Origin of the sequence: Longimicrobium sp. (assembly GCA_036377595.1) — a bacterium.
Lineage (GTDB): Bacteria > Gemmatimonadota > Gemmatimonadetes > Longimicrobiales > Longimicrobiaceae > Longimicrobium.
Genome location: DASUYB010000187.1, coordinates 1 through 20,013, shown reverse-complemented (window position 1 = coordinate 20,013; position 20,013 = coordinate 1). Strand labels below are relative to the sequence as shown.

The 20,013-nt window shown below is 71.8% G+C and carries 19 protein-coding genes; 8 read left to right on the top strand and 11 right to left on the bottom strand.

The genetic code is table 11. From position 1 onward, the window contains the following. Window positions 1-264: 264 nt before the first annotated feature. The 3 genes from VF092_29930 to VF092_29920 form a co-directional block, all read right to left on the bottom strand. Window positions 265-900 carry a hypothetical protein gene (locus VF092_29930; GenBank protein ID HEX6751550.1) on the bottom strand — a complete coding sequence of 212 codons (636 nt, stop codon included), beginning with the start codon at window positions 898-900 and terminating at the stop codon, window positions 265-267. Then, on the bottom strand, window positions 897-2,237 hold the full coding sequence (locus VF092_29925) for a tetratricopeptide repeat protein (protein ID HEX6751549.1): 1,341 nt from the start codon (window positions 2,235-2,237) through the stop codon (window positions 897-899). Before VF092_29925 ends, VF092_29930 begins: the two co-directional genes overlap by 4 nt. A 515-nt stretch (window positions 2,238-2,752) precedes the next feature. Continuing rightward, entirely contained in the window at window positions 2,753-4,111 is a 1,359-nt protein-coding gene (locus VF092_29920; protein HEX6751548.1) for a sigma-54 dependent transcriptional regulator, read from the bottom strand. A 160-nt stretch (window positions 4,112-4,271) separates the two neighbouring features. Between VF092_29920 and VF092_29915 the strand changes: the two genes are divergently transcribed. From VF092_29915 to VF092_29905, 3 genes are all read left to right on the top strand, one after another. Beyond that, window positions 4,272-4,409, top strand: a complete 138-nt coding sequence (locus VF092_29915; GenBank protein HEX6751547.1) for a hypothetical protein — start codon at window positions 4,272-4,274, stop codon at window positions 4,407-4,409. 413 nt (window positions 4,410-4,822) lie between these two features. Further along, the gene (locus VF092_29910) at window positions 4,823-5,449 is read left to right on the top strand and encodes a hypothetical protein (protein HEX6751546.1); all 627 of its coding nucleotides are present in this window, start codon (window positions 4,823-4,825) and stop codon (window positions 5,447-5,449) included. A gap of 96 nt (window positions 5,450-5,545) precedes the next feature. Next, complete coding sequence (locus VF092_29905; GenBank protein HEX6751545.1) at window positions 5,546-6,256, top strand: hypothetical protein; 711 nt, start codon at window positions 5,546-5,548, stop codon at window positions 6,254-6,256. A 165-nt stretch (window positions 6,257-6,421) separates the two neighbouring features. Here the strand turns inward: VF092_29905 and VF092_29900 are convergent, their stop codons facing one another. Beyond that, a complete protein-coding gene (locus VF092_29900; GenBank protein ID HEX6751544.1) occupies window positions 6,422-7,189 on the bottom strand; it encodes a HAMP domain-containing sensor histidine kinase in 768 nt (255 codons plus the stop codon). Between the two features lie 636 nt (window positions 7,190-7,825). On the opposite strand from VF092_29900, the gene VF092_29895 reads away from it, so the two are divergent. Both VF092_29895 and VF092_29890 read left to right on the top strand, forming a co-directional pair. Further along, window positions 7,826-9,841, top strand: coding sequence for an EAL domain-containing protein (locus VF092_29895; GenBank protein ID HEX6751543.1), 2,016 nt, complete (start codon window positions 7,826-7,828; stop codon window positions 9,839-9,841). Between the two features lie 261 nt (window positions 9,842-10,102). Further along, window positions 10,103-13,090: a PAS domain S-box protein gene (locus VF092_29890; GenBank protein ID HEX6751542.1), complete on the top strand. Its 2,988-nt coding sequence runs from the start codon at window positions 10,103-10,105 to the stop codon at window positions 13,088-13,090. 187 nt (window positions 13,091-13,277) lie between these two features. Here the strand turns inward: VF092_29890 and VF092_29885 are convergent, their stop codons facing one another. The 4 genes from VF092_29885 to VF092_29870 form a co-directional block, all read right to left on the bottom strand. After that, window positions 13,278-13,712 carry a hypothetical protein gene (locus VF092_29885; protein HEX6751541.1) on the bottom strand — a complete coding sequence of 145 codons (435 nt, stop codon included), beginning with the start codon at window positions 13,710-13,712 and terminating at the stop codon, window positions 13,278-13,280. Between the two features lie 282 nt (window positions 13,713-13,994). After that, window positions 13,995-14,438 carry a hypothetical protein gene (locus VF092_29880; protein HEX6751540.1) on the bottom strand — a complete coding sequence of 148 codons (444 nt, stop codon included), beginning with the start codon at window positions 14,436-14,438 and terminating at the stop codon, window positions 13,995-13,997. A gap of 105 nt (window positions 14,439-14,543) precedes the next feature. Next, on the bottom strand, window positions 14,544-15,212 hold the full coding sequence (locus VF092_29875) for a M15 family metallopeptidase (GenBank protein ID HEX6751539.1): 669 nt from the start codon (window positions 15,210-15,212) through the stop codon (window positions 14,544-14,546). Next, the gene (locus VF092_29870; protein HEX6751538.1) at window positions 15,202-15,951 is read right to left on the bottom strand and encodes an MBL fold metallo-hydrolase; all 750 of its coding nucleotides are present in this window, start codon (window positions 15,949-15,951) and stop codon (window positions 15,202-15,204) included. The genes VF092_29875 and VF092_29870 overlap by 11 nt, the downstream gene beginning before the upstream one ends. Before the next feature lie 132 nt (window positions 15,952-16,083). On the opposite strand from VF092_29870, the gene VF092_29865 reads away from it, so the two are divergent. After that, complete coding sequence (locus VF092_29865; protein HEX6751537.1) at window positions 16,084-16,359, top strand: hypothetical protein; 276 nt, start codon at window positions 16,084-16,086, stop codon at window positions 16,357-16,359. 180 nt (window positions 16,360-16,539) lie between these two features. On the opposite strand, the gene VF092_29860 is transcribed toward VF092_29865, so the two are convergent. Together VF092_29860 and VF092_29855 are read right to left on the bottom strand one after the other, a co-directional pair. Next, window positions 16,540-17,019 carry a hypothetical protein gene (locus tag VF092_29860; protein HEX6751536.1) on the bottom strand — a complete coding sequence of 160 codons (480 nt, stop codon included), beginning with the start codon at window positions 17,017-17,019 and terminating at the stop codon, window positions 16,540-16,542. A gap of 54 nt (window positions 17,020-17,073) precedes the next feature. Continuing rightward, window positions 17,074-17,670, bottom strand: a complete 597-nt coding sequence (locus VF092_29855) for an SIS domain-containing protein (protein ID HEX6751535.1) — start codon at window positions 17,668-17,670, stop codon at window positions 17,074-17,076. A 335-nt stretch (window positions 17,671-18,005) separates the two neighbouring features. Between VF092_29855 and VF092_29850 the strand changes: the two genes are divergently transcribed. Next, window positions 18,006-18,893, top strand: a complete 888-nt coding sequence (locus VF092_29850) for a hypothetical protein (protein ID HEX6751534.1) — start codon at window positions 18,006-18,008, stop codon at window positions 18,891-18,893. Window positions 18,894-18,908: 15 nt separating this feature from the next. Here the strand turns inward: VF092_29850 and VF092_29845 are convergent, their stop codons facing one another. Further along, window positions 18,909-19,106 carry a hypothetical protein gene (locus VF092_29845; GenBank protein HEX6751533.1) on the bottom strand — a complete coding sequence of 66 codons (198 nt, stop codon included), beginning with the start codon at window positions 19,104-19,106 and terminating at the stop codon, window positions 18,909-18,911. Window positions 19,107-19,377: 271 nt separating this feature from the next. Between VF092_29845 and VF092_29840 the strand changes: the two genes are divergently transcribed. Continuing rightward, window positions 19,378-19,836, top strand: a complete 459-nt coding sequence (locus VF092_29840; GenBank protein ID HEX6751532.1) for a DUF983 domain-containing protein — start codon at window positions 19,378-19,380, stop codon at window positions 19,834-19,836. The last annotated feature ends 177 nt before the right edge of the window (window positions 19,837-20,013 follow it).

The window sequence follows — 20,013 nt, the reverse complement described above, 5'->3', positions numbered from 1 at the left end:
CCACGCTGACGTCATCCTGAGGCCGGCCAGACCATAACCAGCGTCTTTACAAGCGTTTGCAGGCCGAAGGATCTATCATCGCGGCAGCACGAGATTCGGTCGGATGCGCCAATACTTTCCCCATACCTGGCATCACACAGAAGGCACGGAGATCACAGAAGCACAGAGGACCGCGATGGGTTCTCTGTGCCGGTGTGATCTCCGTGCCCTCCGTGTGAAATCAAGATTGCCGATGCGCGGGGCGATATCTTCACTCCCGCGCGATCAGTACGTCCTGACCTTCACGGCGTCGCGGAAGGTGGCGGCGGCGACCAGGCGCGTCATCGGGTTCGCCGCGCCGAGCCAGGCGGATGCGTCGAGATCGACGAGCAGCCGGGCGTCGGCCTCGGGCGCGCCCAGGTCCACCGCGCGCTCCACCACGATGCTGTCGCCGGGGAGGATGGAGACGCTGAGCAGGCCGGTCACGCTCGTGCCGCCGATCACCAGCCCGCTGGTGACGTTGGCCTGCACGCGGGTGAAGGTGACGCGCACCGCGGTGTAACGGTCCACCGGCACGCCGCTCGACGCGATGTGCACGGTGTCGCCGCCGTCGATGCGCACCGTCGTCCCGGTCGCGTCGGCCAGTGGGATGACGTCGCCGCCGGATGTCACCAGAAACACCCGCGCGTCGAAGCCGATCGTTCCCTGCGCGCGACCGGCGATCGCGGTGGCGGCATTCGGCCCGTCCGCAGGCGCCAGCGCGAACGCCGGTGCGCGCGACGCGTTCCCCTCCGGCGTGCCGTCGCCGGTCGCGCTGGTCTCGACGTGCTTCTGGCCGCCGACCAGCACCTCCTTGCCGCATCCCCCCAGCCCGATCACCAGCAGCAGCGCGGCGGCCGCGCCCCTCGCATGCATCTTCATCGTCCACCGTCTTCAGAAGTGATCTCGACCGTATCTTCAACCCTTTGCACGCCAGAGAGTTGCGCCTGTATCTCCACCTTCTCCCGCTCCGCCTTCTCCATCTCCGGCCGCGTTCCCAGGCGGCGGTAGATGGCGAGCGCCTCGTCGAGCCGCGCGACGGCGCTCTCCGGATGGCCCATCGCCGCCTCGAACAGCGCGTACTCATGCTGGGTCTGCGCCAGCTCGAAAGGGGGCGATCCGGGCGCCCGGCAGAGGTCGAGCGCCTGCTCGTAGAACACGAATCCCTCCTCGTCGCGGCGCGCGCGTGCGGCGGCGCCGAGGGTGCGGTACGCGTGCGGCAGCAGCGGCGTGAGTCGATGCACCATCGCAAGCCGCTCCAGCTCGCGCGCCGCGGCCACGGCGCCGCGAAGGTCGCCCGCCAGCAGCAGGCAGTCGGCCAGGTTCGAAAGCACCGCGCCGCGCAGCGACGGCGATCCCTGCGCCTCGAGGGATCGGCGATACGCCGCCGCTGCCGCCGCGTAGTCGCCGCGCTCCACCAGCAGGCGCGCGCGCCCGTTCTCGATCGGCAGCCGCCCCGCCGCGTCGTCCAACTGGCCGACGATGGCTTCCGCGCGGTCCAGCCACGCCTCGCTCGCGCCCAGGTCGCCCGTGCGCCGCGCGACCACGGCCAGGTTGCTGTACAGCTGCCAGAGCGGCCGCGTCGGGATCTCCTCGCTGAGCAGTGAGACGCCGCGCTCGTACCATTCGCGCGCCTTCTCCCACAGCCCCTGGTCGCCGTACACGTTGCCCGTGCCCTGGCAGGCAACGACCGCGCCCTCCGTGTCGCGCTGCGCCACGGCGATCTCGTAGCTGGCGAGATAGTGCCGCAGCGCCGCATCCAGGTCGCCGCGCTCGCGGGCGATGCGGCCGAGACGCCGCACCGCCAGCCCCTCGGCGCTGCGGTCGCGCGGGCGCCGGCCGAGCGCGGCAGCCTGTCGGTAGCACGCCTCGGCGGCGTCCAGCCGTCCCGCGTCTTCCTCCACCTCGCCCGCGGCCACCAGCGCGCGCGACGCCGCGGCCTCGTCGCCCGCCTCGAGCGCGCGCAGGGCGGCCAGCGAGTGCCGCATCACCGTCTCCACCCGCGATCGCGCCTCGTCCGCGATGGCGGCGATGCGCGCGTCGAGCGCCGCCGTGTCGGCGATGCGCGCGTCGACGGTGGCGTATGCCTCCGACGCCGCCCACGCCCGCCCGCGGTCCTCGCGCGACGCGCCGATCAGCGCCTCGCGCAGCCCGCCCAGGTCGTCGACCTCGGGGAGGGCCTTGAGCGCGTGGTCGACTTTCAGCGGGCGCGTGGTCACGGTCGGGAGATGCGGCTACGGTTGCCAGGATTCCGCGCGGGCCGGCGTTCCGGACCGCGCCAGAGTCTCAAGGCAGGCGTCGTTCCATGGGTGGGGGATGGGAATTCGGCGTGGTTGCTGGGGTTTTTGGGGATTCGAGGGAGATGGAGATGGATTGTGGTTGCCACAATTTGTGAGAACGGGCGAGAAATCCGGCAGGACTGGCATCCTCAACAGCGGGGTCGCGCTGCGCGCGAGGGCCCTCATCCCCCCCGACCCCCCTTCTCCCGATAACGGGAGAAGGGGGGAGACCTCAGCGCGGGGAGAGAGGGTGCAGCGCGGGTCGGGATGATTCTGCCGGCCGGTATCTACAAGGATATAACTGCAAATGCCGCATGAACTTAGTTGCAGTTGCAGTTCACCTCTCCTGCTGTCGGGAGAGGTCGAAAATCTGGAAGGGCCGACACGGGGGTTATGTGTCGGCCCTTCCAGATTTTCGGGTGAGGGTCAACCCGGTTGAGGATCACACGATGCTTCTACTCCCGCGGGATGATGCCGTACTCCATCGCTTTGCGCGACACGGTGTTGCGGTGCATCTGCAGGATGTCGGCGGCTTTGCCGAAGTGGCCGCCGACGCGGTCCAGCACCTCGCGGATGTGCAGCGCCTCCACCTGCGCCATCGTCATCTCCGCGTTCCATCCCGGCAGCGTCGGTCCGGTGGACGCCGCCGGCTCGGCGCCGGCGCGGGCGTCCAGCTCCAGGTGCTCGGGGAGGAGCACGTCGCCCGTCGCCAGCAGCACCGCGCGCTCGATCACGTTGCGCAGCTCGCGCACGTTGCCGGGCCACGGGTGCGTCTCAAGCCGCGCCAGCGCATCCTCGGCGACGGCGCGCAGCGGGCGAGCGTACGCGCGCGCGAACCGGGCGGCGTAGTGCAGCGCCAGCGCGCGCATGTCGCCGCGGCGCTCGCGGAGCGGCGGGAGGTGGAGGCGCACCACGGCCAGGCGGTAGAACAGGTCCTCGCGGAAGTCGCCCGACGCGATCAGCGCCGCCAGGTCGCGGTGCGTGGCCGCAACGACGCGCACGTCCAGCGCGATGCGCTCCTCGCCGCCCACGCGCTCGATCTCCCGCTCCTGCAGCGCGCGGAGGATCTTGGCCTGCAGGACCAGGCTCATGTCGCCGATCTCGTCCAGGAACAGCGTGCCGCCGTGCGCGCGCTCGAAGCGGCCGATCTTGCGCGCCACCGCGCCGGTGAACGCGCCGCGCTCGTGGCCGAACAGCTCGCTCTCCAGCAGGTCTTCGGGAATCGCCGCGCAGTTCACCGCCACGAACGGCCGCGTCGCGCGCGGGCTGACGGCGTGGATCGCGCGCGCGACCAGCTCCTTCCCCGTCCCCGACTCGCCCGTCACCAGCACCGTCGCGGGGCTCGGGCCGATCCGCCCTACCGTCTTGAACACCTCCAGCAGCTCGGGGGATGAGCCCACCAGCTCGTCCCCATCTCCATCGAGCTCCGGGAGTGGCACCCCTTCGCCGGTCGGCCCCGCCGCGCCGAGGATGCGGAGCACGTCCTCCGCGCGGACGGGCTCGGCCAGCAGCTCGGCGGCGCCCAGGCGCGGCGCCTCCATCGCCAGGCGCAGCGACGGCACGGCGGCGACGAGCACCAGCGCGCCCGCGTTCGCCTCGTCGGCGATGCGGCGGATGAGCTCCGGGTCCTCTCCCGCCGTCTCCACCGACAGCAGCGTCGCGCCCCACCCGTGCTCGCCCAGGGCGCGCAGCCCGTCCGTCAGCGACGCGGCGACGCGCGCCACCACGCCAGCGTCGCGCGCGGCGGAGCGGACCGCCGCGGCCGTCGCTGCGTCGCCGCCGATCAGCAGGATCCCGCCGCTCCGCTCCGCCATCTCCATCGAGTGCAAAATGTTAGAAGCTGCTTCCGAGCGCTTGCCGAAAAATGTGGCAAGACTTTGGCCACGCCCAATCCACATCTCCCTAAAACCCAGTAACGTCAACAGTTTAGGGGATGGCACCACGGCTGCCTCGCCCTGCGTCCGACAGGTAAGCGTGACGACCCATGCAGGCGCCACCACCGACCTGCGGATCAACCTGAACAGCGACGTCTGGCTGAACCAGGCGAGCGCCAGCACACGCAGCGTCGGCGAGACGGCGTTCGCCAGCGCAGTGCAGGTAACGGCGAACTGAAGTGCTGAGTGCTCAGTGCGGAGTGCGGGGATGGCGGCTGATCGGCCGCCGTCCACCCGCGCAGGATGAAGACCTGAACCAGCCGCTGCGAGGCCGGAATGTCATTCCGAAGGCGCTGTGCCGCCCTATCGTCCATGCCATGGCCATGGCGCCTGAGGAATCTGTGGCCGGCTCCCGAACCACGGGCCGCCTGTCGCTCGGACGCATGCCATGATTGCAAAATGTGAAAGCCGCGTCCGCGGGCTTGCCGGAAAATGTGACAAGACTCTGTCCGTGCGCGATCGACATTTTCCGGAAACCTAGTGATATCAACGATTTTGGAGGTGGCACCGCCGCTGCCTTGCAGTCGGGCCAGATGCGGCGGGCGTGGTGCCCGCCGCCGCTCGACCCTGACGGGCTCCTGGAGGAAGACGATGAAGAAGACGTATGCGACGCTGTTCGCCCTCGCCACGGCGGCCATGCTGGGCGCCTGCTCGGACGCGACCGGCGTGTCCGGCTCGGGGAACTCGACCATGCGCGCCTCCGCCATCGGCGACGACAACGGCGCGTCGGCCGCGATGGCGCCGGCGGACGGCGGCGCGCCGCGCTTCGCCACGACGACGGCCAGCGGCACGGTGGACTTCCGCGCCCGCGTGTACGTGCAGACGCAGACGGGCGGCTGGGTGGAGCTGACCAACAACGCCGCCTCGCACGCGGTGGTCGACGCGTCGGGGCAGGGGGGTGCCGCCGTCCTCGCCACCTCGCGCGTCGAGGCCGGCACCTACGCCCGCGTCCGCGTGGTGTTCGAGCAGGTGAACGCCAGCCTCAGCAGCAGCCTGCAGATCAGCACCGGCCTGCTCACCGGCAACGTGAGCGTGGACACGCAGGGCGACGGCAGCATCACCGTGGAGCGCCAGGTGAGCGCGACGGCCAACGCGGGCGCCACCACCAACCTGCTGATCAACCTGAACAGCAACGTCTGGCTCAATCAGGCGAGCGCGACCACGCACACCGTCAGCGAGACCGCCTTCGCCAGCGCGGTGCAGGTGACGGCGAGCTGAAGTGTTGAGTGCTGAGTGCGGCGGATGGCGGTGCGTGTGGCCGCCGTCCGCCGCGACGGGATGAGGAGAACAAAACTGCAGATGGAGATGAAGAAGATGCGGAAGATCACGTACATCGCGGCGGCTGCGCTGCTGGCCGCCCCCGCCGCGCTCGCGGCGCAGACGACGGTACAGGCGCGGACGAATGTGTCCGCCCGCGCGCAGGCCAACGCCGCCGGCTCGCGTACCAATGCGGGCGCGGACGTCAGCGTGCGAGCCGCGGCGGACGCCGGGCTGCCGTCGGAGGTCGTCGCTCGCGCGGCGGCGGAGGCGCGAGCCCGCGGCGCGTCCGAGGCGCAGGCCGCCCGCGCCGCAGCCGATGCGTACGCGCGCCTCGACGCCTCGCGCGACGCCCTCGGCCGCCGCGGCGAGCGCACCGCCTCGCGCGCGGAGATCGTCGCCGGCGCGAACGCGATAGCGCGCGGCGCGTCGCAGGCGGACCTCGCCGTGCTCGCGGAGCGCGCGCCCGCCCGCCGCTCGCTGACGGCGTCGCTGAACGCGCTCGCCAGCCTTGGCGCCGAAAGCGGCGACTTCCACGGCGCGGCGGCGGCAATCGCCTCGCGGCTACAGCACAACGCCAGCGACCGCGCCATCACCCAGCTGGCCGCCACCGGCAGCGTGGACGCGATGCTGCGCGGCTCCACGGGCGGCCTGGACGCGGCCGGCAACGTCGCCGCGGGCGCGACGGCGGGGGTGGGCGGCGTGCTGAACGCGGGCGGGTCGCTCGGCGGGTCCGTCACCGGCGCCGTCGGCGGGCTGATCCCGTAATCCTCGATCCAGAAAGTCACACAGAGACATGGAGATCACGGAGGCGTAGAGGACCGCGTTTGGTTCTCTGTGCCTCCGTGATCTCCGTGCCCTCTGTGTGAAAAAGGAGAGCCGGCGGTCGCTCGACCGCCGGCTCCTCCGAGTTTCGTCTGCCGATGCTGGAGATCAGCCCGTGCTCGTGGCGTGGTCGGCCACGGGCAGGCGGATCTCGAAGCAGGCGCCGCCCAGCTCGTCGCCGGGGCGGTGCCGCACCCAGCCGCCCAGCTGCGCCACCATCCACGCCACCGCCGAGAGCCCCATCCCCACGCCCTCGGGGTCGCCGAAGGGGGCGGGCTCGAAGACGGTGGCGGCGCGCGCCAGGTCCAGCCCCGCGCCGTCGTCCTCGATGTCGATGCAGACCACCGCCTCGGCGTCCTCGTCCATCCGGCGCGGATCCTCGACGCTCACGCCCACCTGCACCTCGCTGCGGCAGTGGCGCATGGCGTTGGACAGCAGGTTCATGACCGAGCGGAAGAGGAACGACGCGCGCCCCTCCACCTCCACCGTGCCGGGAAGCTCGGTGCGCAGCCGCACCTCCACCCCGCGCGAGCCGCGGAAGAAGCGTCCCACCGCACCCTCCACCACGCTGGCCACGTCGAAGCGCACCTCGGGCGAGATGGCGCGCCCCTGCACCACGTCCAGCGTGTCGCGCACCATCAGGTTCAGGTCGGCGCTGGCGTCGACCACCTGCTCCAGGTCGCCGGTGACGGCGTGCCCGGCGCGCGCCTCGGCCGCGGCCAGGCGCGCGCGCGCCTCGATGGCGCTGAGCCCCATCGCCAGGTCGTGCATCAGCTCGGCCGACACCTGCCCGAGCGCCTCCATGCGCTCGCGCAGCTGCAGGCCGCGGTAGCCCGCCTCGTCGTCGTACTGGTTGGAACGGCCGCCGAAATCCATGGATCCCTCGACCCGCCGTGAGAGGGTTCCCGTCCACCGGCCCGGGCTCGGGCGGCGCCGGTCCGGTGGGGGTTCAACAAAGATAATCGCGCATGCAAGAGGGTCGCCAGTCGCGTAGCGCGCCGCGCCCCCGCCGCCGGGCGGAGGAAGAACGCGCATCCATGGCGGATCTTGGACAATCTGCGGCCGGGATGTGCCGGAGTGATACAGTGCGGGAGCGCGAAAGTGCGGGAGTGCGGCGGTGGACTACCCGTCCGGGTGCGTCCAAAGCGGCCACGGACGGAAAATTTCTTCCAAGATCGGAAAAGAATCCCCCGCCATCGTACCTTCCGTTTCCCTGCAACGGCGTGGTTTCTCCCGCCTTCGGGCAGCGGAGGGATGGCAGAGCTTTTGCGGCCGCCTCGGGGACAAGTTGAGTCATCGGCGGCAAGCTCCCGTTACGCGCCAGCAAAGGAGGCTTGATCGCCGTCTCCGGCGCGTGTAGAATCCCGCCGCGGCCAATCCGTACACCTTGCCGACTCCGCCTCGCTTGCAGGGAGCCTTCGTGCACCGCGTCCACCCTGTCGACGACCGCCCCGTGACCGCGCGTCGCCCCGCCTTTGGGGCCGTTGCGGCCCGCCGCGAGAAGGCGTTCCGGTGAGCGCGCACGGCCCGCACCTGGCGGAGGTGGTGACCGAGGGCGTGCTGGAGAGCGCGGCCATCGGCATCGCTGCGTGCGACCGCGAGCTGCGCTGGGTGGTGTGGAACGCGGCGATGGAGGCGCTGACCGGCCTGTCCGCCGCGGACGTGCTGGGCGAGCCGGCCGCGGAGGTGGGCGCCGCGCTGGCGGGCGACGCGCCGGCCTCGCTGCTCGACGCGGTGCTGCAGGGTGGGACCGCCGAGGTGGCCGACGTGGCCGCGGCGGGGCGGGCGGCGGGACGCCGCGTGGCCGTGCGCTGGTCGCCGCAGCCGGGGCCTGACGGCGAGATCGCGGGCGCCGTCGCCGTGGCGCACGACGTCACCGAGCTGCGGCGCGCGGAGGACCAGACGCTGCGCCTGGCCGCCATCCCCCGCGAGGCGCCCAGCCCGGTGCTGGAGTGCGACCGCGAGGGCAACGTCATCTACGCCAACCCCGCCACCCGCCACGTGCTGGCCGAGGTGGGCACGCCGCTCGAGGACGGCTTCCTCCCGCGCAACCACCGCGGCCTGTGCGCCGCCGCGCTGGCCGGCGGGCAGCCCATCCGCACGGTGGAGGTGGACGTCGACGACCGTGTGTTCTCGTGGACCTACCATCCCCACGTGGAGATGGGCGTGGTCCACCTCTTCGCCGACGACATCACCGCGCGGCGGGCGGTGGAGGAGCAGCTGCGCCACGACGCGCTGCACGACGCGCTGACCGGCCTTCCCAACCGCCACCTCTTCATGGAGCGGCTGGCGCGCGCCGTCCTGCAGGAGAAGCGGCGCGAGGGCTACCTCTTTGCCGTGCTCTTCCTGGACCTGGACCGCTTCAAGGTGGTGAACGACTCGCTGGGCCACGCCGTGGGCGACGAGCTGCTGGTGGCCGTGGCGGGACGCCTGAAGAACGTGCTGCGGGAGACGGACACCGTCTCGCGCTTCGGCGGCGACGAGTTCGCGGTGCTGCTGGACGACCTGGGCGCGGTGGAGGACGCGCTGCGGGCGGCCGACCGCATCCAGGCGGCGCTGGCCGCGCCGGTCTCGCTCAGCGGCTACGAGGTGTTCACCTCCGCCAGCATCGGCGTGGCGCTGAGCTCCACCGCGTACGGGCGGCCGGACCACCTGATGCGCAACGCCGACATGGCCATGTACCGCGCCAAGGCGGCGGGAACGGGGCGGCACGAGCTGTTCGATCGGGCGATGCACGCGCTGGCGCTCACCCGGCTGCAGATGGAGACGGACCTGCGCAAGGGGATCGAGCGCGGCGAGTTCTCCCTCCACTACCAGCCGATCGTCTCGCTGCGCACCGGGCGGATCGTGGGGGTGGAGGCGCTGCTGCGCTGGCGGCACCCCGAGCGCGGCTGGATCGCCCCGATGGACTTCATCCCCCCCGCCGAGGAGACGGGGCTGATCCTGCAGATCGGCCGGCGGGTGATCGGCGACGCCTGCCGGCAGCTGCACGAGTGGCAGGCGCGCTCGCCGGCGGCCGCGGGGCTCAGCGTGAGCGTGAACCTGTCCGTGCGCCAGTTCTCGCAGTCCGACCTGGTCGACCAGGTGCGCGAGGCCATCGCGGAGAGCGGGATCGAGCCGCACCTGCTGCGGCTGGAGGTGACCGAGAGCGTGGTGGTCGACAACGTCGACGCCGCGGCGGCCACGCTGGCGCGGCTGAAGGCGCTGGGCGCGCGCGTGTACCTCGACGACTTCGGCACCGGCTACTCCAGCCTCTCCTCGCTCCACCGCCTGCCGATCGACGCGCTGAAGGTGGACCGCTCGTTCGTGGCCCGCATCGGCGGCGAGGGGGGCGAGCCGATGGTGCGCACTGTGGCCACCATCGCCCGCACCCTCGACCTGGCGGTGATCGCGGAGGGGATCGAGACGCCCGCGCAGCTGGCCCTGGTCCGCGCGCTGGGGTGCGAGTACGGGCAGGGCTTCCTCTTCTCCCCCGCGCTGGAGCCGGACGCGCTCCTCCAGCTCGTGGCCGCCGAGCCGCGCTGGTAGACCTCCCCGCGAGAACGGGTGGGCGAAGGGCGGCGGGCTCCATGGCGCCAAATCCGCGCTCCCGCCGAAGGAATCTTTTGCTCCACCGGACAGGGCGCCCTATCTTCCCTCTTCACCCAAACGCCGGTTTCCCACCCCCGCGCCCATCCTTCGCGGGGACGGGCGGCCCGGGCCGCGGCGCCGCGATGTGACGCGCCGTGGCGGACGAGCGTCGCCCCCCTTGAGGCTCGGCCGACCGTCTTCATGCTCCCGCGGGACCGCATGTCCGCACCTCTCGCCGACTCCGCGCTCGATCCGCAGCTCGCCGCACTGGTCGAGCGGCACTTCGGCGCGGCCGACGCGCTTCCCGAGCCGCTGCGGGCATTCCTCGCGGACCTGAACGAATCCTTCCACGACGCCGCCTCGGACCGTGCGCTGCTGGCGGCGCACGAGAGCGCGCAGGCCGCGCTGCGCGAGAGCGACCGCCAGTTCCGCGAGCTGGCCGAGGCCGTGGCCGCGGCCACCTTCATCTTCCGCGGCTCCCGCTTCCTGTACGTGAACGCCGCCGCCACCGAGCTCACCGGCTACTCGCGCGAGGAGCTGCTGGCAGCCGACTTCTGGATGGTGGTGCACCCCGACCACCGCGACCTGGTGCGCGACCGCGGCCTGGCCCGGCAGCGCGGCGAGGACGTGCCCGGGCGCTACGAGTTCAAGATCGTGCACAAGTCGGGCGAGGTGCGCTGGGTGGACTACACCACCGGCACCGTGACCTACGCGGGAGAGCCGGCGGGGCTGGGCACCTGCTTCGACATCACGGGGCGCAAGCGGGCCGAGGAGGCGCTGCAGCGGCAGGCGCTGACCTTCGACAGCATGTACGACGCGGTGATCATCAGCGACCTGGAGGGGCGGATCACCGACTGGAACCCGGCCGCCGAGCGTATCTACGGCTGGACGCGCGACGAGGCGCTGGGACGCACCGCGCTGGAGCTGTGGATGAGCCCCGACGAGGGGCCGGGGCTGAACCGGCGCATCCTGCAGGCGCTGGAGGCCGAGGGGCGGTGGCAGGGCGAGGTGCGCTTCGTCCGCAACGACGGCTCGCGCGGATGGTCGGAAACGCTGGTGGTGCCGTTGCGCGACGCGCAGGGGCAGCGGATCGGCGCGCTGGGGGTGAACCGCGACATCACCGCGCGCCGGCGGGCCGAGGAGGCGCTGCGCACCAGCGAGGAGCGCTTCCGGCTGATGCTGACCGGCTCGCAGCAGCTCTTCTTCTACGTGCACGACACCGAGGGCGTGTACGAGTACCTGAGCCCCTCGGTGCGCGACGTGCTGGGCTACGCCCCCGAGGAGCTGATGGGGCGGCCCTACGCCGTCCTGCACACCGGCCACGAGCTCGACGCCATCGTCGACGCGCAGACGCGGCACACGCTGGAAAGCGGAACCCCCAACACCTACCTGGTGTTCTCGCTCCACCGCGACGGGCGGCGGATCGCGCTGGAGCTGGTGGAGACCGCGGTGCGGCGCGGCGGGCGCCTGCGCGGGGTGCAGGGGTTCGCGCGCAACGTCACGGAGCGCATCCGCGCCGAGGAGGCGCTGCGCGAGAGCGAGGAGCGCTACCGCTCGCTCTTCGAGGAGAGCCGCGACGCCGTGTACATGAGCACGGTGGAGGGCCGCCTCCTCTCCGCCAACCAGGCCATGCTGGAGATGTTCGGCATCCCCCGCGACGCGGTGGAGTCGTTCCACATGGAGGACCTGTACTTCGACGCCAGCGACCGGCTGCGCTTCCGCGACGAGATCTACCGCACCGGCTACGTGCGCGACTACGAGCTGCGGCTGCGCAGGAGCGACGGCGAGCCCATCCACTGCCTGGTCTCGTCCACCGTGCGCCGCGGCGCCGACGGCCGGCCGGTGGGCTTCCAGGGGATCATCCACGACATCACCGAGCGCAAGCGGGTGGAAGACCAGCTGGCCTACGGCGCGCTGCACGACGCGCTGACCGGCCTGCCCAACCGCGCGCTCTTCGTCGACCGCCTGGGGCAGGCGCTGGAGCGCGTGCGCCGCGGCGGCGAGCACCCCTTCGCCGTGCTCTTCCTGGACCTCGACCGCTTCAAGGTGGTGAACGATTCGCTGGGCCACGGCGTGGGCGACCAGATGCTGGTGGCCATCGCCGAGCGGCTGGAGGGGGTGATGCGCCCCGGCGACACGGTGGCGCGCTTCGGCGGCGACGAGTTCACCGTGCTGCTGGGCGAGGTGGCCAGCCCGATCGAGGCCACGCACATGGCCGAGCGGGTGCTCGACGTGCTGGCGGCGCCCTTCGCCCTGGCGCGCCACGAGGTGTTCACCTCGGCCAGCGTGGGGATCGCGGTGAGCACCGGCGGCGCCGACCAGGCCGACGAGGTGCTGCGCAACGCCGACGCCGCGCTCAGCCGCGCCAAGGCGCTGGGGAAGAACCGCTACGAGGTGTTCGACCGCGCCATGCACGCCGAGGCCATCGAGCGGCTGCAGATGGAGACGGACCTGCGCCGGGCGATGGAGCGGGGCGAGTTCTCGCTCCACTTCCAGCCCGTGGTGCGGCTGGAGGACGGGCGGATCGCGGGGTTCGAGGCGCTGCTGCGCTGGCGGCACCCCGAGCGGGGATGGGTGTCGCCCAGCGTGTTCGTGCCCGTGGCCGAGGAGATGGGGCTGATCCACTCGCTGGGCCGCTGGGTGATCGAGGAGGCGTGCAGCCAGGCGCAGCGCTGGGGCGAGGCGTTCCCCGGGCGGCCGCTGCGGGTGTCGGTGAACCTGTCGGCCGCGCAGTTCACGCAGCTGGAGCTGGCCGACCACGTGGAGCGCTCCATCCGCGAGTGCGGGATCGCGCCCGGGGTGCTGCACTTCGAGATCACCGAGAGCGTGATCCTGCAGCACGCCGAGCCGGGGCAGTCGATCCTGGCCCGCCTGCGCGACCTGGGCGTGCTGCTGTGCATGGACGACTTCGGCACCGGCTACTCGTCGCTCGGCTACCTGCACCGCTTTCCCATCGACGAGCTGAAGATCGACCGCAGCTTCGTGAGCGGGATGGAGTTCGACCGGCGCAACGCGCAGCTGGTGCAGGCGATCGTGGCGCTGGCGCGGAACCTGGGCGTGGTGGTCGTGGCGGAGGGGGTGGAGACGAACGAGCAGTTGCAGCTGCTGCGCGCGCTGGACTGCGACTACGCGCAGGGCTTCCTCTTCTCCGTCCCCGTCCCCGCCGACGAGGCGGACGCGCTGCTCGCGGAAGATCCGAGGTGGTGAGATCAAGGAAAGGAAGAAATTCACACGGAGGGAACGGAGGAAACGGAGGAACGACGAGAAGTCCTCCGTTCCCTCCGTTTCCTCCGTGTGAGGCCAATCTGTTGTCTTTTTGAGTCACCGCGAAGCGACGGCCCCGGCCGAGGAGATCTCGACCGGGGCCGCGTCATATCGTTCGTGAAGACTGGCGTCAGCGGGTGACGACGAAGATGGCGCCGGCGCCGTGGTCGGTGCCCCAGCGCTGCGTGGCGTCGGTGGCGTTGTAGAAGCGGATCTCCTTGACCGACTCGATGCTGATGTCCGTCAGCGCGCTCACGCCGCCGATGCGCATCCCGTCGCGGTACACCACCACCGTGGCGCTGCGCAGCCCCGACGCGCCGCGGACGCCGCGCAGCCACCCCGGCCGCAGCGCGCGCACCATCTCGTACGCGTTGGCGTCGTGCCGCTGCTCGATCTCCTCGGGCGTCAGCAGGTTGCGGTCGATCCGCGGCCGCTGCGCGTTCGGCTGCTGCACCGTGACGGCCGTGGACGACGTGGTGCTGTCGGTCTGCGCGGCGGCGGGGCGCGCGCACGCCAGCGCGGCAACGGTGCTCGCGGCAAGGGCGATGGCGATGCGGGAGCTCATGGGTACCTCGCGGGTGGGGTGCGATGCGGGGCCCCGGCAGGGCGGGCGCCGCGTTCGGGAGCTCGGGATGATGGGTTCGGAACGTCCGTAATGTACCGTCGAATCGACACCGGGTCAACTCGCGGATTGGCGCGATCCGGAGCGTCCGCCGCGGGATGGACGAGCCTCTCCCGCGCGCAACGTCTGTCCAACGCCGGGCGAAGCGCGGCGCCCCGGCGGAGTTGCCCACCGGGGCGTGGGCGCGCGCTTCGTCGCGGGAAGTGGTGCGGTGGCGTCAGCCGGTCACTGGGTGGAGACCAGGATGGCGCCGCCCGCGTGGTCCATCCCGTAGCGCTGCGTGGCCGCCATCGCGTCCAGGTAGCGGATCTCGCGGATCTGCACCTTGCCGATCCCCCGCAGCTCGCTCTCGCCGCCCATCTTCACGTCGTCGCGGTAGACGACCACGGGCGTGGCCTCGGCGTTGCTGCTGGCGCCGCGCGAGCCGCGCAGCCATGCCGGCCGCAGCGCGCGCACGATGGCGTAGGCGTTGTCCTCGTTGCGGCTGGCGAAGTCTTCCTGCGTCAGCACGTTGCGGTCGCGGTGCGCGCGGCGCGGCGGCGTGGCCGGGTGCGCGGCGTGCGACGTGTCGTGCGCGGTGGTGTCGGCCTGCGCCGCGGCGGGGCGGGCGGAAAGGAGCGCGGCGGCGCAGAAGGCGACGGCCAGCGCGGAGGCGGTGCGAGCGTTCATGTCCTGCACATCCGGGGAGGTGGACGAGAGGTGTGGGATTGGATGCCGCATCTTCAACGGCGGACACCGCTTACCCGCTTCCGCCGCGACGGTTCCCGCGCGGGCTCAGGGGAAGCAGCGCAGCGGCACGTCCAGCGCCGGCGGATCGCCGGACATCCGGTAGTGCCACCACTCCTTGTCGTAGTTCTGGAAGCCCTCCGCCTCCATCGCGCGCTTCAGCCGCATCCGGTTCTCCATCACCTCGCCCGTGGCGTTGGCCGTGTGCGCGGCCTCGGAGAAGGTGTCGAACGGCGTCCCCATCGCCAGCTCGCGGCCGGTGCCGAGGTCCACCAGCGTCAGGTCCACCGTGTTGCCGCGGTTGTGGCCGCTGTAGCGGGCCACGTAGCCCTGGTCCAGCACCCACTGGTTGCCGCTGCGCTGCGCCCACTCCACCATCGCCTGCGTGGCGCGGATGGGGCGGTAGGCGTCGAACACCTTCAATCCCAGCCCCTGCGCGCGCAGCCGCGCCTGCACGCGTCCCAGCGCCGCGGCGGCGGAGGGGCGCAGCATCGCGCGGGGGTGCTCGTAGCCGGGGAGGACGCGGCCGGTGAAGTTGTCTTCCGTCGCGTAGCGCACCTCGGTGCGGATGGTGCGGTCCACGCGGCGCACGTTCACCAGCTCGTCGCCGGGAGGCAGGGTGCACTCGCCGGCGCGGGCGGTCTGCGCGGCGGCGCACCCCGCGATCGCCAGCGCCATCGCCGCGGCGGCGGGGATGCGGGCGAGCTCAGAACTCATGCCGCCCTCCGTCCAACCCGAGCTCCGTGTGCGCGAACACGCCGCGCGCGGCGGCGAGGTCTCCCTCGTTCACGCCGGGGGGGAGATGGACGAGGATGAGGCGGCGCGCACCCGCCTCGAACGCCACCTGCGCGGCCTGCTCGTAGGTGCAGTGCACGCCGGGGACGGGCTGCTTCTGCGCCTCGTGGACCAGGATGTCGGCGCCCTTCGCCATCTCCGTGATCTCCCGTGACGGCGCGGTGTCGCACGAGTAGGCGGCCACGCCGCCGCCGGCCGCTTCCACGCGGATCCCCACCACGGGAACGGGGTGGATCCCCGGCGAGGCGGTCACGTGCCAGCGCTCGTTGCGGATCACCGTCGCGCCCGGCTCGTGCTTCACCCGGTGCCACTCGATCTCCGGCACGCCCTTCCACTCCCTGGTGTCGAAGCTCTCCCACGCGCGCCGCGCCTGGGCGAGCGCCTCGTCGATGCCGTACACAGGGATGGGGCGGCGGCGGCCGGCCAGCCAGATCTTCTCCATGAACAGCGGAAAGCCGCCCACGTGGTCGGCGTGCTCGTGGGTGACGATCATCGCCTCGATCGAGTCGAGGTCCACCCCGCTCGCCAGCAGCCGCTGCACCACGTCGCCGCCGCAGTCCACCACCAGCGTGTGGCCCCGGTGCTCGAAAGCCAGCATGGTGGTGGTGCGCGAGGCGTCGCTCATGGCGGCGCCGGTGCCCAGCAGGTGCAGCACGGCCATCTCGGAGACCCCTCCGTCGGGTGAAATGCGGGACGCGCGCGGCACCAGTGTCCACGCAGGGAACGGGAATTGCCCTGAGCTGGCGCCGCGTGCAGTCAGTCTACGGGGATCAACGGGACGGAGGAAAGGGTCATGTCGAGTGCCAAGCGGACCAGGGATCACGACGAGATCCGCGAGTGGGCCGAGTCCCGCGGCGGCATCCCGACGTTCGTGAAGGGGACGGGGGAGGGGCTGCTGCGGATCGACTTCGTCGAGGGGCGGGGGAGCGGCGGGCGCGAGGAGAACCTCGAGGCGACCACGTGGGACGAGTGGTTCCAGGTGTTCGACGACCGCGGGCTGGAGTTCCTGCACCAGCCCGAGGGCGAGAGCCGCTTCTTCAAGCTCGTCTACCCCGGCAGCGACGACTGACGAGTGATCGGGGGATGGAACGAAGGGCGGGGCCGTTTCGCGCGGCCCCGCCCTTCGTCGTGTCCAGGCTCTGAAAACTGCAGGTCTCACGCAGAGTCAGCAGGGTCAGCAGTAAACTGCAGCTGTTTCACTGCTGACTCTGCTGACTCTGCGTGAGACTTTCTCTTTCCAGGCTTGGAATCAGCTTTCGCCGTCCTCGCCCTGCTTGTTACAGGGGTGGTCGGGGTTGGCCAGCGCCTCGCGCATGTCGGCCTCGAAGCGCTCCGCGGCGTTCTGCTGCACGCCCGGCTGCGGCGCGGGCGGGCGCGCGCGCTGCGACTCGCCGGCCAGGCGCACCGAGTCGTTCTTCGAGCGGGCGACGGCGGCGCTGTCGGCCAGGTCGGCGGCGCGGCTCTTGGCGTCGGCGTAGCTCTTGTAGGCGGCGGCGAAGAGGTGGCTGGCGTTCGTCACCTGCTCCAGCGGCGAGCCCTGCATCCGCACCACCTGCGTGTCGAGCGAGGCCAAGCGCTCCTTGGCCTCGAGCGCCAGCTCCGACGCCACGCACGAGCTGCGGCGCGCCTGCGCCCGTGCCTCCTTGCGTGCCTCGCTCTCGCCGCACGCGGCCAGCGCCGCGCACGCCAGCACGGCCGCCGCCACGGTCATCAGCTTGAAGTTCCTCATCCGCGTCCGTTCCTGGGGGATGGAGATCGGGGGATCGCATGCGAACGCGCGGGCTCAGCCGTCCGTGACGGACTCCGGGAAGAGCTCGCGCTCCACCAGCTCGCACAGCAGGTGGATCAGGGTGATGTGCGCCTCCTGGATGCGCTCGGTGTCGCGCGCGGGCACGACCAGCGCTTCGGTGCAGAGCGCCGCCAGCCGCCCGCCGCCGCGCCCCAGCAGCCCGACGACGTCCGCGCCGCGCTCCCGCGCCGCCTCGGCCGCGGCGACCACGTTCGGCGAGTTGCCGCTGGTGCTGATGGCCACCAGCACGTCGCCAGGGCGCACCATCGCCTCCACCTGGCGGCGGAAGGCGGTGGCGAAGTCGTAGTCGTTGGCCCAGCAGGTCAGTGTGGGCGCGTCGAGGAGGTGGTGCGCGGGAAGGCCGGGGCGGTCGCGCTTGTAGCGCGCCACCAGCTCCTCGACGAGATGCATGGCGTCGCACGCCGAGCCGCCGTTGCCGCACGCGTACAGCCGCCCGCCGCCGCGGAACGTCTCGGCCACCCGCGCCGCCGTCCGCGCCACCTGCGGCGCCAGCTCGCGCAGCGCCAGCTTCACGCGCGCGGACTCCTCCAGCGCTGCGGTCACGACGGCGACGGGGTCCGCGGCGGGCATCGGCTCCTGCGTGGCGGGTGGAAGGGATGCGCGGGCGGCGGACAAGCTAACAACTTGTCAGGTAACTCGCATCATCGAACGGGCGGGGGCGTGGCACTTGCTTCCGGCTGCGCGGGACGGGCATCCTCCCGCGGCTCACCCTTGCAACCGGCTCGGAGCGTTTGGCTTTTCGGTCGATGGAATCCCCCGCCACCACGGACCCGCGCGCACCGGGGGAGACGTCCATCTCCCTCCATCTCCTGCAGCTCGGGAGAAGGGGGGCAGGAGGGGACGAGGGGCGATGCCGCGCCGCGCGGCTTCGTCTCTTCATCCCCCTCCTCCTGTTCTTTCTGACGATGGTAGCCTGCGGGAAGAAGGATACGCTGCGCACCCTCGACCGCGTCCCCCTGCGCGACTCCGTGCCCGAGGACGCGACGCTGGCGATCGATTCGGCGGGGCGCGCGTGGATCGGGACGGCGGGCGCGCTGGTGGCCGTCGATACTGCGGGGCGCGAGGTGGCGCGCTTGGCCGTGTCGCTGGACGGCGCGCCGCGGCTGCTCTGGCGCGCGGGCCGGCGGACGTACGTGCGGGGCGAGGAGGCGACGGGAGTGGTGGACTCGGCGGGGAAGCTGGCCGTGCGCCGCTCGGACGCGCCGCTCGCGCGCGATCCGCGCGGGCGCTGGGTCTATTCGGCGACGCGCAACGGGAGCGTCCTCGGCCTCGCGCCGGAGACGCTGGCGCCCAAGTGGGGGTGGCCGGACGCGGGCTCCGCCGTCTCCTCCCTCGCCGTATCCCCGCTGGGCGACCGCGTGTACGTGGCGCTGGCGGGAAGCGAGCGCCACGACGTCCCCGCCGGCATCGAGGTGCGCGACGCGCTCTCCGGCGCGCTACTGTCGACCTACGGCAGCGGCGCGGCGGTGCGCTCGCTCGTGGCGGGGCCGGACGGCACGCTGTACGGGCTGATCGGCGGCTCCGTCGTCGCCCTGCGGCACGGGCCCGAGGGGCTCAAGCAGGTGTGGTCGAAGGACTTCGGCGGCATCGGCGGGCACGACCCCGACGCGGTGCGGGTGGCGCTGGTGGGGGGGAGATTGGCCGTCGTGGCGTTCGGGCGGGAGCTGCACCTGCTGGCCGCGGCCGACGGCAGGGTGCTGGAGGAGAGCAAACGAGCGCCCCGCGACGCCGCATGGGACGCCGCGGGGCGCTTGTGGGTGCTGGGCGGGCGCGAGATCAGGATCGTGCGGTGACGATCCGCGGCGCGCTCAGTGACCCAGGTCGGGGCCGTGGCCGTCGCTTCCCTTGCCCATCAGCAGGCCGGCGGCAACGAACGGAAGGGTGTTGAGGCCGATGCTGAAGAGCGCGGCGTAAACCAGCCAGTGGGGTCCCCAGATCAGCCCGTAGATCAGCGCAGCCACCGCGGGCAGGGTGATCAGAAAAGCCCCAACGAGCGCGAACTTCATCGTCCTCGGCTCCGTTCCCGATTCGTGCGGTTTCGTGTGTGCGTCCGGTGCTCTCCGGAGGGTCCGCAACCTAGTCCCGGAGCGGCTTTCCGGCAAGTAAGGGGCCGCCCCCGCGCCCGTGCGTGGGGAGATCTCCCACTCCCGCGTCCTCCGCTTGCCGATCCACGCGCCGGACGGTGGTCGCGAGATTTGGTGCGAGAGTGCGAGAGTGCGAGAGTGCGAGAGTGCGTTGATACGCGCCTGGATCGAATCTGACGGAGACGGGAGATAGATGAGACAGGAGACGAAGGGCTCGGCGCGGGCGGAGGTGCCGCCGCTGGGGACGCGGCTGTGGCGCGCGGCGCGGCTGCGGTGCCCGGTGTGCGGCGGGGGCGGGCTGCTGCGGCACTGGCTGAAGCTGAAGCCGCGCTGCCCCACCTGCGGCCTACGCCTGGACCGCGGCGAGCACGATTTCTTCCTCGGCTCGATGATGTTCAACATCGCCATCGCCGAGGGGCTGCTGGCGCTGGCGGTGGTCGCGGTGATGATCGCCACCTGGCCGCGCGTGCCGTGGACGCTGCTGGAGATCGGCGGCCCGGTGATGATGGTGATCGCCCCGTTCCTCTTCTACCCCTTCTCCCAGACGCTCTGGCTCGCGGTGGACCTGCTGATCCGCCCGCTAACGGTCGACGAACTGGAGTGGCACCGCACCGCGGGAGAGCACGAGACGCGGCGATCGGACGATCGGTGAGGTTGCCGGAGTCCGTAACCGGCGGCTGAAGCCGCAGCGTAACCGTTCAGGGGCCATGCGCGAAAGTTGTGGACTTCGTTCATGTTGGCCACTACATATTGTGGCTCATGAGCATAGTCGAGCAACTCGAGGCCAGCGGCGAGGTACTCTCGCCATCGTTGCGTGCTGCCGTGGAGC

Excerpts from the sequence above, each read along its gene's own strand:
- VF092_29930 (HEX6751550.1), bottom strand. The coding sequence starts at position 900 with ATGAAGATGCATGCGAGGGGCGCGGCCGCCGCGCTGCTGCTGGTGATC.
- VF092_29920 (HEX6751548.1), bottom strand. The coding sequence starts at position 4,111 with ATGGCGGAGCGGAGCGGCGGGATCCTGCTGATCGGCGGCGACGCAGCG.
- VF092_29910 (HEX6751546.1), top strand. The coding sequence starts at position 4,823 with ATGAAGAAGACGTATGCGACGCTGTTCGCCCTCGCCACGGCGGCCATG.
- VF092_29905 (HEX6751545.1), top strand. The coding sequence starts at position 5,546 with ATGCGGAAGATCACGTACATCGCGGCGGCTGCGCTGCTGGCCGCCCCC.
- VF092_29900 (HEX6751544.1), bottom strand. The coding sequence starts at position 7,189 with ATGGATTTCGGCGGCCGTTCCAACCAGTACGACGACGAGGCGGGCTAC.
- VF092_29890 (HEX6751542.1), top strand. The coding sequence starts at position 10,103 with ATGTCCGCACCTCTCGCCGACTCCGCGCTCGATCCGCAGCTCGCCGCA.
- VF092_29885 (HEX6751541.1), bottom strand. The coding sequence starts at position 13,712 with ATGAGCTCCCGCATCGCCATCGCCCTTGCCGCGAGCACCGTTGCCGCG.
- VF092_29880 (HEX6751540.1), bottom strand. The coding sequence starts at position 14,438 with ATGAACGCTCGCACCGCCTCCGCGCTGGCCGTCGCCTTCTGCGCCGCC.
- VF092_29875 (HEX6751539.1), bottom strand. The coding sequence starts at position 15,212 with ATGAGTTCTGAGCTCGCCCGCATCCCCGCCGCCGCGGCGATGGCGCTG.
- VF092_29870 (HEX6751538.1), bottom strand. The coding sequence starts at position 15,951 with ATGGCCGTGCTGCACCTGCTGGGCACCGGCGCCGCCATGAGCGACGCC.
- VF092_29865 (HEX6751537.1), top strand. The coding sequence starts at position 16,084 with ATGTCGAGTGCCAAGCGGACCAGGGATCACGACGAGATCCGCGAGTGG.
- VF092_29860 (HEX6751536.1), bottom strand. The coding sequence starts at position 17,019 with ATGAGGAACTTCAAGCTGATGACCGTGGCGGCGGCCGTGCTGGCGTGC.
- VF092_29855 (HEX6751535.1), bottom strand. The coding sequence starts at position 17,670 with ATGCCCGCCGCGGACCCCGTCGCCGTCGTGACCGCAGCGCTGGAGGAG.
- VF092_29850 (HEX6751534.1), top strand. The coding sequence starts at position 18,006 with ATGGTAGCCTGCGGGAAGAAGGATACGCTGCGCACCCTCGACCGCGTC.
- VF092_29845 (HEX6751533.1), bottom strand. The coding sequence starts at position 19,106 with ATGAAGTTCGCGCTCGTTGGGGCTTTTCTGATCACCCTGCCCGCGGTG.
- VF092_29840 (HEX6751532.1), top strand. The coding sequence starts at position 19,378 with ATGAGACAGGAGACGAAGGGCTCGGCGCGGGCGGAGGTGCCGCCGCTG.